Annotated in this window: 11 protein-coding genes and 1 other RNA gene; 9 read left to right on the plus strand and 3 right to left on the minus strand. The window is 58.7% G+C overall.

Going from position 1 to position 11,840, the window contains the following annotated elements; translation table 11 throughout:
• Positions 1-7: 7 nt before the first annotated feature.
• From ABLV78_RS04145 to zapA, 3 genes are all read right to left on the minus strand, one after another.
• Positions 8-604 (minus strand): 5-formyltetrahydrofolate cyclo-ligase, encoded by a 597-nt coding sequence (locus ABLV78_RS04145; protein WP_045392020.1) that lies wholly within the window; start codon positions 602-604, stop codon positions 8-10.
• Positions 605-703: 99 nt separating this feature from the next.
• A non-coding RNA gene (gene ssrS, locus ABLV78_RS04150) (6S RNA) lies at positions 704-887 on the minus strand.
• Positions 888-928: 41 nt separating this feature from the next.
• Complete coding sequence (gene zapA, locus ABLV78_RS04155; RefSeq protein ID WP_004205298.1) at positions 929-1,258, minus strand: cell division protein ZapA; 330 nt, start codon at positions 1,256-1,258, stop codon at positions 929-931.
• A gap of 166 nt (positions 1,259-1,424) precedes the next feature.
• On the opposite strand from zapA, the gene ABLV78_RS04160 reads away from it, so the two are divergent.
• The 9 genes from ABLV78_RS04160 to ABLV78_RS04200 all read left to right on the plus strand — a co-directional run bounded on the left by ABLV78_RS04160 (position 1,425) and on the right by ABLV78_RS04200 (position 11,824).
• Positions 1,425-2,003, plus strand: coding sequence for a YecA/YgfB family protein (locus ABLV78_RS04160; protein ID WP_015703432.1), 579 nt, complete (start codon positions 1,425-1,427; stop codon positions 2,001-2,003).
• 25 nt (positions 2,004-2,028) lie between these two features.
• Positions 2,029-3,345 (plus strand): Xaa-Pro aminopeptidase, encoded by a 1,317-nt coding sequence (gene pepP, locus ABLV78_RS04165; protein ID WP_032709116.1) that lies wholly within the window; start codon positions 2,029-2,031, stop codon positions 3,343-3,345.
• Positions 3,342-4,520 (plus strand): 2-octaprenyl-6-methoxyphenyl hydroxylase, encoded by a 1,179-nt coding sequence (ubiH, locus tag ABLV78_RS04170; RefSeq protein WP_047044036.1) that lies wholly within the window; start codon positions 3,342-3,344, stop codon positions 4,518-4,520. Before pepP ends, ubiH begins: the two co-directional genes overlap by 4 nt.
• Before the next feature lie 10 nt (positions 4,521-4,530).
• Entirely contained in the window at positions 4,531-5,733 is a 1,203-nt protein-coding gene (gene ubiI / locus ABLV78_RS04175; protein WP_047044035.1) for an FAD-dependent 2-octaprenylphenol hydroxylase, read from the plus strand.
• A gap of 422 nt (positions 5,734-6,155) precedes the next feature.
• On the plus strand, positions 6,156-7,250 hold the full coding sequence (gcvT, locus tag ABLV78_RS04180; protein WP_002916480.1) for a glycine cleavage system aminomethyltransferase GcvT: 1,095 nt from the start codon (positions 6,156-6,158) through the stop codon (positions 7,248-7,250).
• 24 nt (positions 7,251-7,274) lie between these two features.
• Positions 7,275-7,664, plus strand: a complete 390-nt coding sequence (gene gcvH, locus ABLV78_RS04185; protein ID WP_023290979.1) for a glycine cleavage system protein GcvH — start codon at positions 7,275-7,277, stop codon at positions 7,662-7,664.
• Positions 7,665-7,789: 125 nt separating this feature from the next.
• Positions 7,790-10,663 carry an aminomethyl-transferring glycine dehydrogenase gene (gene gcvP / locus ABLV78_RS04190; RefSeq protein ID WP_047044031.1) on the plus strand — a complete coding sequence of 958 codons (2,874 nt, stop codon included), beginning with the start codon at positions 7,790-7,792 and terminating at the stop codon, positions 10,661-10,663.
• Between the two features lie 60 nt (positions 10,664-10,723).
• Positions 10,724-11,467 (plus strand): SDR family oxidoreductase, encoded by a 744-nt coding sequence (locus tag ABLV78_RS04195; RefSeq protein WP_045392005.1) that lies wholly within the window; start codon positions 10,724-10,726, stop codon positions 11,465-11,467.
• Between the two features lie 54 nt (positions 11,468-11,521).
• A complete protein-coding gene (locus tag ABLV78_RS04200) occupies positions 11,522-11,824 on the plus strand; it encodes a hypothetical protein (RefSeq protein ID WP_141097047.1) in 303 nt (100 codons plus the stop codon).
• Positions 11,825-11,840: the final 16 nt, after the last annotated feature.

Below are 11,840 nucleotides of genomic sequence, written 5' to 3' on the forward strand. Positions count from 1 at the left end.
CAACACTCTACCAGCGCCAGGTTTTGCCTGGCGTAATCACCGCCGGCAGCGGGACATCCCACTGTTCGCTCGGCAGGGTATCCACCTGCTGGCAGTCGTGGGCGTAGCCTACCGGCTGCAGGCGATACTGCCGCCAGTTCTGTAAGGTACGATCGTAGAAGCCGCCGCCCATCCCCAGACGTTGACCGCTGGCATCGAAGGCGACCAGCGGGGTAATCAGCACATCGAGCTCGGCAAGCGGCAGGACGTCGCGCACGTCGAGCTTTGGTTCATAAATCTTCAGGCGATTGAAAATCAGCTGGCTTTGCGGATGATAATGCAAAAACAGCAGATTACCGGGGCTAAACGGATGCAGTACCGGCAGATAAACCCGCTTGCCCGCCCGCCACAATTGCTCGATCAGCGGTTGGGTATCCAGCTCGCCGTCGAAGGAGAGGAACAGCGCCACGGTATGAGCGAGTACGACGGGCGGATACGCCATCATTCGCTCAGCGGCCTGCAGGGCGAAGCGCTGCTGCTGTTCAGCGCTAAGCGCGCGTCTACGCTCGCGGATCTGTTGGCGAATTTGCTGTCTGGAGAGCGGGATATCGGGCTGTATAGTCATGCTGGTCTCATTACGAGCAGGCGAAACGATACGGGAAAGTGTAATACAGGGTGGCACAGGCCGAAAACAACGTTGAGGGGATAATGCGAACTTAAGAAGGGAATCTCCGAGATGCCGCCGCAGGCTGTAACCCTTGAACCCTTGGTTCAAGGTGAATGCGTCGTCACAGTTTTAAGGCTTCTCGGGCGAACCGAGCATGCTCACCAACCGTGGAGCGCCACATTCTTGTGGTATGAAATATCGGCTCAGGGGACTGGCCCGCTTGCAAACATCTCAGAGAAATTTTGTTCTTGCGATTACTCTAACACAGTTAACGACAAAGTGTTATTCAAACTTCGACCCCGGTCTTTCGCTTATGCGACCTTGCTCAAGCAATGCCTGTTCGATGGTCTGCTGAAGCATGCGAATGCGCTGTTCCATACTGGAGGCGTAGTCGCGGGTCTTCGCTTTTTCCTGAGTCAACTCATAGCTGATGTTCAACGCGGCGATGAAGACCAGCTGCTCAGTATTTGTGACTCTAGTGCGTTCTTTTAAATCTTGCAACCGCTGATTAAGGTCTTCAGCTGCCTGATTCAGGGCATCCCTTTGTTCAGGCGGGCAATTCACTCGCAGTGAACGGCCAAAAATTTGGAGATCTACGGGTTGTGCAGACATGCCACCTTCCTGCTGATTGACTGCGCTGCCTTCACATCCGAGCCCGGTTCTGCGAAGGGGCGACACTATAGCTACCCTGGTGCGGGGACACAAGCCCTTTTCTGGTTCACCAGGGTCCAAAGTGGTAGCATATCATGAATATTCCTCCCAACGATGACGAATGCGCATGTCTATACAGAACGAAATGCCTGGTTACAACGATGTAGACCAGTTACTGAACCAACAAGGGGTGGGATTAACCCCGGCCGAAATGCACGGTTTGATAAGCGGCATCCTCTGCGGCGGCAACACCGACAGCAGCTGGCAGCCGCTGGTGCATGACCTGACCAACGAAGGCCTTGCCTTTGGTCATGAACTGGCCCAGGCGCTGCGTAGCATGCATTCCGCCACCAGCGACTCGCTGGAAGATGACGGTTTTCTGTTCCAGCTGTATATGCCGGAAGGCGACAACGTCAGCGTTTTCGACCGCGCCGACGCGCTGGCGGGCTGGGTTAACCATTTCCTGCTCGGCCTTGGCGTGACCCAGCCGAAGCTGGATAAAGTGAAGGATGAGACCGGCGAAGCCATCGATGATCTGCGTAACATTGCGCAACTCGGCTACGACGAAGATGAAGACCAGGAAGAGCTGGAGATGTCTCTCGAAGAGATTATTGAGTACGTACGCGTCGCCGCGTTACTGTGCCACGATACCTTCGCGCGCCAGCAGCCAACCGCACCGGAAGTACGCAAGCCAACGTTACACTAAATAAAAACGACATTCAGGGGGCGTCATGACACAGCAGGAGTTTCTTTCTCGTCGCCAGGCATTATTGGCGCAGATGCAGCCGGGCAGCGCGGCGCTGATTTTTGCCGCGCCGGAAGCGGTACGCAGCGCAGATTCGGAATATCCCTACCGGCAGAACAGCGATTTTTGGTACTTCACCGGCTTCAATGAACCGGAAGCGCTGCTGGTGCTGATCAAAAGCGATGAAACGCACAACCATAGCGTGCTGTTTAACCGCGTTCGCGATCTGACGGCGGAAATCTGGTTTGGCCGCCGTCTGGGGCAGGATGCCGCGCCGGGCAAACTCGGCGTCGATCGCGCGCTGGCGTTTAGCGAAATCAACCAGCAGCTGTATCAACTGCTCAACGGCCTGGACGCTATCTATTTTGCCCAGGGCGAATATGCCTATGCCGATGAAATTGTGTTTAACGCCCTCGAAAAACTGCGTAAAGGTTCACGTCAGAACCTGCAGGCACCGAACTCCGTCATCGACTGGCGGCCTGTGGTGCATGAAATGCGCCTGTTTAAATCCGCGGAAGAGCTGGAAGTAATGCGCCGGGCCGGCGAAATTTCCGCCCTTGCCCATACCCGGGCGATGGAAAAATGCCGCCCGGGGATGTTCGAATATCAGCTGGAAGGCGAAATTCTCCACGAATTCAACCGCCACGGCGCGCGTTTCCCGTCTTATAACACCATCGTTGGCGGCGGCGAAAACGCCTGCATCCTGCACTACACCGAAAACGAATCCGAACTGCGTGATGGCGATTTAGTGCTGATTGACGCCGGCTGTGAATACCGCGGCTATGCGGGCGATATCACCCGTACCTTCCCGGTTAACGGTAAATTCAGCAAACCGCAGCGTGAAATCTACGACATTGTGCTGGAATCGCTGGAAACCGCGCTGGAGCTGTATCGTCCGGGTACCTCCATTTATGAGGTTAATCAGGAAGTGGTGCGCATTATGATTACCGGCCTGGTGCGGCTGGGGATCCTGAAAGGCGAGATTGACGAGCTTATCGCCAACAACGCCCATCGCCCTTACTTTATGCATGGCCTGAGCCACTGGTTGGGTCTGGATGTGCACGATGTCGGTAATTACGACACCGACCGTTCGCGCGTGCTGGAACCGGGAATGGTGCTGACCGTCGAGCCGGGGCTGTATATCGCCACCGACGCCGACGTACCGGCGCAGTATCGCGGCATCGGCATTCGTATTGAAGATGACATCGTGATTACCGAAGATGGCAACGAAAATCTCACCGCCAGCGTGGTGAAGAAGGCCGATGAGATCGAGGCGCTGATGGCGGCGGCGCGCCAGTCATGAGCGTGCTGATTGTCGGCGGCGGGATGACCGGTGCGACGCTCGCGCTGGCCATCTCCCGTTTGACCGGCGGTGCGCTGCCGGTTCATCTGATTGAAGCGCAGGATCCGGCGTCTTCACGCCACCCAGGTTTTGACGATCGGGCGATTGCCCTGGCTGCTGGCACCTGCCAGCAGCTGGCGCGCATCGGTATCTGGCAGAACCTTGCTAAACGAGCGACGCCTATCCAGCGGGTACACGTCAGCGACCGCGGCCATGCCGGTTTTGTAAACCTGGCGGCGGCCGATTACGGCCTGTCGGCGCTGGGGCAGGTGGTTGAACTCCACGATGTCGGCCAGCGGCTGTTTAGCCTGCTGCGCGAGGCGCCGGGCGTCACCCTGCACTGTCCGGCGAAAGTGGAAGCGGTCAACCGCAGCCAGGACAGCGTCAGCCTCACCCTTGATAGCGGCGAAACCATCAACGGTAAGCTGCTGGTGGCGGCAGATGGTTCGCGTTCGTCGCTGGGCGCGCGCTGCGGCATTAGCTGGCAGCAGCAGCCCTATGAGCAACTGGCGATTATCGCCAACGTTAGCACCGCGTTGCCGCACGAAGGCCGCGCCTTCGAGCGCTTTACCGAGCATGGTCCGCTGGCGATGCTGCCGATGTCGCAAGGGCGCTGTTCGCTGGTGTGGTGCCATCCGCAGTCGCGGCGCGACGAGGTGCTGAGCTGGTCTGACGAACGTTTTTGCCAGCAATTACAGCAGGCGTTCGGCTGGCGGCTGGGGCGCATTACCCATGCCGGTAAGCGTAGCGTCTATCCGCTGGCGTTAACTACCGCTATCCGTTCGGTGTCGCACCGTCTGGCGCAGGTCGGCAATGCGGCGCAGACATTGCACCCGATCGCCGGGCAGGGCTTTAATCTCGGCCTGCGCGACGTGATGAGCCTGGCTGAACTGCTTGCCGACGCCCACGCGGTCGGCGAGGATGTGGGCAATTATTCTCTGCTGTGTCGCTACCAGGCGCGGCGAGCGGATGATAAAGCCGCCACCATCGGCGTGACCGATGGGCTGGTGCATCTCTTTGCCAACCGTTGGGCGCCGCTGGTGGCGGGGCGCAACGTCGGGCTGATGGCGATGGAATTATTTACCCCGGCGCGCGATGCGCTGGCGCAGCGTACCCTCGGTTGGGTTCCCCGTTAAGGAGTAGAACGTGCAAAGTGTTGATGTTGCCATTGTTGGCGGCGGAATGGTGGGACTGGCGGTGGCCTGTGGTTTACAGGGCAGCGGCCTACGCGTCGCGGTGCTGGAACAAGCGGCGCCGCAGCCTCTTGACGCCGATGCGCCGCCGGCGCTGCGCGTTTCGGCAATCAATGCCGCCAGCGAAAAGCTGCTGACTAAACTGGATGTCTGGAGTGAGATCATCTCCCAGCGCGCCAGTTGCTATCACGGCATGGAAGTGTGGGACAAAGATAGCTTTGGCCGCATTAGCTTCGATGACCAGAGCATGGGCTTTAGCCATCTGGGCCATATTATTGAAAATGCCGTGGTGCATCACGCGCTGTGGCAAAAAGCGCAGCGCTGCGCTGACGTCACCCTGCTGGCGCCTGCGCAGCTGCAGCAGGTGGCGTGGGGCGAAAACGAAGCCTTCCTGAGCCTGCAGGACGGCAGCATGTTGACCGCGCGGCTGGTGGTCGGCGCCGATGGCGCCAATTCGTGGCTGCGCAATAAAGCCGATATTCCGCTGACCTTCTGGGACTATCGCCATCATGCGCTGGTGGCGACGATACGTACCTCCGAGCCGCATCAGGCGGTGGCGCGTCAGGCGTTCCACGGTGAAGGCATTCTGGCCTTCCTGCCGCTTAGCGATCCGCATCTGTGCTCGATCGTCTGGTCGCTGTCGCCGGAAGAGGCGCAGCGGATGCAGCAGGCCGATGCAGCCGCGTTTAATCAGGCGCTGAACATCGCTTTTGATAATCGCCTTGGCCTTTGCCAGCTTGAAAGCGAACGGCAGGTTTTCCCGCTGACCGGACGCTACGCGCGTCAGTTCGCCGCCCATCGTCTGGCGCTGGTTGGCGATGCCGCCCACACTATTCATCCGCTGGCCGGGCAGGGGGTGAACCTTGGCTTTATGGACGCCGCCGAGCTTATCGACGAGCTGAAGCGCCTGCACGCGCAGGGTAAAGATATCGGTCAGCATTTGTACCTGCGCCGCTATGAGCGCAGCCGCAAGCATAGCGCCGCGCTGATGCTGGCGGGTATGCAGGGATTCCGCGAAATGTTCTCCGGCAGCCATCCGGCGAAGAAATTCCTCCGCGACATGGGGCTCAAACTGGCCGATTCGCTGCCTGGCGTAAAACCGCAGCTGATTCGTCAGGCGATGGGCCTCAACGATCTCCCCGCCTGGTTACGTTAACCCCGTCACACTTCTTTTACCCGGCCTGCGCGCCGGGTTTTCTCCCTCATTTGAAATATTCTAATTTCACCTCTTTTTTCGCATTAGTTTTATTAATGCGCTCTTTTTTTTGTTAAAGAAATTAGGCCCATAAAATCGCATAAAACACCATCATCACCTGACTGGTTTGCTCATTATGTTAATTTTATGTGGCATAAATCGCTTTTTTCCAGTCAATAACTCTGTAGGCTTTTCGGCGCGCTTTGGTCATAAGCTAATGTGATGTCCTGATTTACCTTATGGTTTAGCACCGGGTTCGGTGGTAAGTTCAGGCAAAAGAGAACGTTTGCGTCGGCGTCCGTAAGCGGTGCCGTCGCCGGATTTCGTGGCGCAAAATCGCCGACAATATCGTGGCTGGTTCCGTTTTATTCGATGAGGAAAAGATGGCTCAACAGACTCCGTTGTATGAACAACACACGCTGTGCGGCGCTCGCATGGTGGATTTCCATGGCTGGATGATGCCGCTGCATTACGGGTCCCAGATTGATGAGCACCACGCGGTGCGCGGCGATGCAGGGATGTTCGATGTGTCGCATATGACCATCGTCGATTTCCACGGCAGCCGGATCAGAGAGTTCTTGCGCTATTTGCTGGCAAACGATGTGGCAAAGCTTACCACCCCAGGCAAAGCGCTCTACACCGGCATGCTAACCGCTTCCGCTGGCGTCATCGATGACCTGATTGTTTATTTCCTTTCTGAAGATTATTTCCGCCTCGTTGTTAACTCCGCCACTCGTGAAAAAGACCTCGCCTGGATTTCCGAACAAGCCGAACCTTACGGTCTTGAAATCACCGTTCGCGACGATCTATCGCTGATCGCGGTGCAGGGTCCGCAGGCGAAAGCGAAGGCGGCGACGCTGTTCACCGACGCTCAGCGCCAGGCCGTGGAAGGCATGAAGCCGTTCTTCGGCGTACAGGCCGGCGACCTGTTTATCGCCACCACCGGTTATACCGGCGAAGCGGGTTATGAAATCGCTATGCCGAACGAGCAGGCGGCGGATTTCTGGCGCGGTCTGCTGGACGCCGGCGTTAAGCCGTGTGGTCTTGGCGCGCGCGACACCCTGCGCCTGGAAGCCGGGATGAACCTGTATGGCCAGGAGATGGATGAAGGCGTCTCGCCGCTGGCGGCGAACATGGGCTGGACTATCGCCTGGGAGCCCGCCGATCGTAACTTCATCGGCCGCGAAGCGCTGGAAATGCAGCGCGAAAAAGGCACCGAGCAGCTGGTCGGCCTGGTGATGACCGAGAAAGGCGTCCTGCGCGGCGGCCTGCCGGTACGTTTTACCGATAGCGACGGTAATCAAAAAGAAGGCATTATCACCAGCGGCACCTTCTCGCCGACGCTGGGCTACAGCATCGCGCTGGCTCGCGTGCCGGCCGGGATTGGCGACACCGCGGTGGTGCAAATTCGTAACCGTGAAATGCCGGTAAAAGTGACTAAACCTGGTTTTGTACGCAATGGCAAAGCCATTGTGTGATTTCCCTTTTTTGGAGATGAATTGATGAGCAACGTACCAGCAGAACTGAAATACAGCAAAGAACACGAGTGGCTGCGTAAAGAAGCGGACGGCACCTATACCGTTGGGATCACCGAGCACGCGCAGGAGCTGCTTGGCGACATGGTTTTCGTTGACCTGCCGGAAGTGGGCGCCACCGTTGAAGCGGGCGCCGATTGCGCCGTTGCCGAATCCGTGAAAGCGGCTTCCGATATCTACGCGCCGATTAGCGGTGAAATCGTTGCCGTCAACGAAGAGCTGAACGACTCTCCGGAACTGGTCAACAGCGACCCGTATACCGACGGCTGGATCTTCAAAATCAAAGCCAGCGACGAAGCGCAGGTTGCCGCGCTGCTGGATGCGACCGCCTATGAAGCTCTGTTAGAAGACGAATAAGCCTTTACCCTCTCCCCTGTGGGGAGAGGGAAGGGTGAGGGGAACCGATAATACCCTCACCCCAGCCCTCTCCCAAAAGGAGAGGGAGAAAACACATTCACCGCACGTTTCAGGAACCATCGCTCATGACTCAGACTTTAAGTCAGCTTGAAAACCGCGACGCCTTTATTGAACGTCACATTGGCTCGGACGCTCAGCAGCAGCAAGAGATGCTGAAGACCGTCGGCGCGGATTCGCTTAACGCCCTGATTGGCCAGATTGTGCCGCAGGATATCCAGCTGGCGACCCCACCGCAGGTGGGCGACGCGACTACCGAATTCGCCGCGCTGGCGGAGCTGAAGGCGATCGCCGGTCGCAACAAGCGCTTTAAGTCTTACATCGGCATGGGCTACACCGCCGTGCAGCTGCCGCCGGTCATTCAGCGCAACATGCTGGAAAACCCGGGTTGGTATACCGCCTACACCCCTTACCAGCCGGAAGTATCCCAGGGCCGTCTGGAATCGCTGCTCAACTTCCAGCAGGTCACTCTGGATCTGACCGGGTTGGATATCGCTTCCGCTTCGCTGCTTGATGAAGCCACCGCCGCCGCCGAAGCAATGGCGATGGCCAAACGCGTGAGCAAACTGAAGAACGCCAACCGCTTCTTCGTTGCCGCCGACGTCCATCCGCAAACCCTGGACGTGGTTCGCACCCGCGCGGAAACTTTCGGCTTCGACGTGATTGTCGATGACGCCGACAAAGTGCTCGATCACCAGGATGTCTTTGGCGTGCTGCTGCAGCAGGTCGGCACCACCGGTGAAATCCACGATTACAGTAAACTTATCGCCGAGCTGAAAGCGCGCAAAGTGATTGTCAGCGTCGCCGCTGACTTTATGGCGCTGGTGCTGCTGACGGCGCCGGGCAAGCAGGGCGCCGATATTGTCTTCGGTTCCGCCCAACGTTTCGGCGTGCCGATGGGCTATGGCGGCCCGCACGCGGCCTTCTTCGCGGCGAAAGATGAATTCAAACGCTCCATGCCGGGCCGTATTATCGGCGTATCGAAAGATGCGGCGGGTAATACCGCGCTGCGCATGGCGATGCAGACTCGCGAGCAGCACATCCGCCGCGAGAAAGCGAACTCCAACATTTGTACCTCGCAGGTCCTGCTGGCCAACATCGCCAGCCTGTACGCGGTTTTCCACGGCCCGGCGGGCCTGAAACGTATCGCTGGCCGCATTCATCGCCTGACCGACATTCTGGCCGACGGCCTGCAGAAGAAAGGGCTGAAGCTGCTCCATGCGCACTACTTCGACACCCTTTGCGTCGAAGTGGCGGATAAAGCCGCGGTGCTGGCGCGTGCCGAAGCGCTGCAGATTAACCTGCGTAGCGATATTCACGGCGCGGTTGGCATTACGCTCGATGAAGCGACCACCCGCGAAGATGTGCTGAATCTGTTCCGCGCCATCGTTGGCGACGATCACGGTCTGGATATCGATACCCTGGATAAAGACGTGGCGCTGGATAGTCGTTCGATCCCGGCGGCGATGCTACGCGATGATGCGATCCTCACCCATCCGGTGTTTAACCGCTACCATAGCGAAACCGAGATGATGCGCTACATGCACGCGCTGGAGCGTAAAGATCTGGCGCTGAACCAGGCAATGATCCCTCTGGGATCCTGCACCATGAAACTGAACGCCGCGGCGGAAATGATCCCGATCACCTGGCCGGAATTTGCCGAGCTGCACCCGTTCTGCCCGGTCGAGCAGGCGGAAGGTTATCATCAGATGATCGCCCAGCTTTCTGACTGGCTGGTTAAACTGACCGGCTATGACGCCGTCTGTATGCAGCCGAATTCCGGCGCGCAGGGCGAGTATGCTGGCCTGCTGGCGATTCGCCACTATCACGAGAGCCGCAACGAAGGCCATCGCGATATCTGCCTGATCCCAAGCTCCGCGCACGGCACCAACCCGGCTTCCGCGCAGATGGCGGGTATGCAGGTAGTGGTGGTTGCCTGCGATAAAAACGGCAACATCGATCTTGCCGATCTGCGTGAAAAAGCAGAGCAGGCAGGGGCGAATCTCTCCTGCATCATGGTCACCTATCCGTCGACCCACGGCGTGTATGAAGAGACCATCCGTGAAGTGTGCGAGATAGTGCATCAGTTCGGCGGCCAGGTTTACCTCGACGGCGCCAACATGAACGCCCAGGTCGGGATCACTTCTCCGGGCTTTATCGGCGCTGACGTTTCGCACCTCAACCTGCATAAAACCTTCTGCATTCCGCACGGCGGCGGCGGTCCGGGTATGGGCCCTATCGGCGTGAAAGCGCACCTGGCGCCGTTTGTACCGGGCCACAGCGTGGTACAGATTGAAGGCATGCTGACCCGTCAGGGCGCGGTTTCCGCCGCGCCGTTCGGCAGCGCCTCTATCCTACCGATCAGCTGGATGTATATCCGCATGATGGGCGCGGAAGGGCTGAAGCAGGCGAGCCAGAACGCGATTCTCAACGCCAACTATATCGCTACTCGTCTGAAAGATGCTTATCCGGTGCTGTATACCGGCCGCGACGGTCGCGTGGCGCACGAATGTATTCTCGATATTCGTCCGCTGAAAGAAGAGACCGGCATTAGCGAGCTGGATATTGCTAAGCGTCTGATCGACTTTGGTTTCCATGCGCCGACCATGTCCTTCCCGGTCGCCGGGACGCTGATGGTTGAGCCGACGGAATCGGAAAGCAAGGTAGAGCTGGACCGCTTTATTGACGCAATGCTGGCGATTCGCGGGGAAATCGATCGCGTTAAAGCCGGTGAATGGCCGCTGGAAGATAACCCGCTGGTGAACGCGCCGCACACCCAGGGCGAGCTGGTAAGCGAGTGGAACCATCCGTACAGCCGCGAGCTGGCGGTATTCCCGGCTGGGTTGCACAACAAGTACTGGCCAACGGTGAAACGCCTGGATGACGTGTACGGCGACCGTAACCTGTTCTGCTCCTGCGTGCCGATGAGCGAATACCAGTAAGTGGTGAATTAGCTAAACTTTTAAAGGCGCTGCGGCGCCTTTATTTTTTGGAGGGAAGGTATGGCGATAGCTCTGATTAGCGGCGCGAGCCGCGGCATAGGCCGGGCGACGGCGCTGCTGCTGGCGCAGGAAGGGTATACCGTCGCGGTTAATTATCATCACAACATTAAAGCCGCCACCGAAGTGGTCAATACCATTGTTGAATCTGGCGGCAAAGCCACGGCGCTGCGGGCCGATATCAGCGATGAAGCGCAGGTGATGGCGATGTTTGAGGCGGTTGACCGCATGGGCGAACCGCTGGCGGCGTTGGTCAACAATGCCGGGATCCTGTTTACCCAATGTACGGTAGAGAGCCTGAGCGCCGAGCGTATTAACCGCGTGCTGGCCACCAACGTCACCGGATACTTTCTTTGCTGTCGCGAGGCGGTAAAGCGCATGTCGCATCGGCATGGCGGCAAGGGCGGGGCGATAGTTAACGTTTCGTCGGCGGCGTCGCGCCTTGGCGCGCCGGGCGAGTACGTTGACTATGCCGCGTCGAAAGGGGCGGTAGATACCCTGACCACCGGGCTGGCGCTGGAGGTGGCGGCGCAGGGGATTCGGGTAAACGGCGTGCGTCCGGGGCTGATTTATACCGAGATGCACGCCTCCGGCGGCGAACCGGGACGCGTGGACCGGGTGAAAAGTTCGCTACCGATGCAGCGCGGCGGCCAGCCGGAAGAGGTCGCTCAGGCCATTGCCTGGCTGCTGAGCGACAAAGCGTCGTATGTGACGGGCAGTTTCCTCGAACTGGCGGGCGGTAAATAACCCGTAGATGTCTATTGCCCGGCGGCGCTTCGCTTGTCGGGGAAACCTTCCCGGATGGCGGCTACGCCTTATCCGGGTTACCCAACGATGCGTACCCGTAGCCCGGCGGCGCAGCGCGAGCTGGGGAAACCTTCCCGGATGGCGGCTACGCCTTATCCGGGCTACCCAACGATGCGTACCCGTAGCCCGGCTGAGCGCAGCGCTTGCCGGGGAAACCTTCCCGGATGGCGGCTACGCCTTATCCGGGTTACCCAACGATGCGTACCTGTAGCCCGGCTGAGCGCTGCGCTTGCCTGGGAAACCTTCCCGGATGGCGGCTACGCCTTATCCGGGCTACCCAACGATGCGTACCCGTAGCCCGGCTGAGCGCAGC

The sequence above is a fragment of the Klebsiella sp. CN_Kp075 genome (genome assembly GCF_040065055.2).
In the GTDB taxonomy this organism is placed as follows: domain Bacteria; phylum Pseudomonadota; class Gammaproteobacteria; order Enterobacterales; family Enterobacteriaceae; genus Klebsiella; species Klebsiella aerogenes.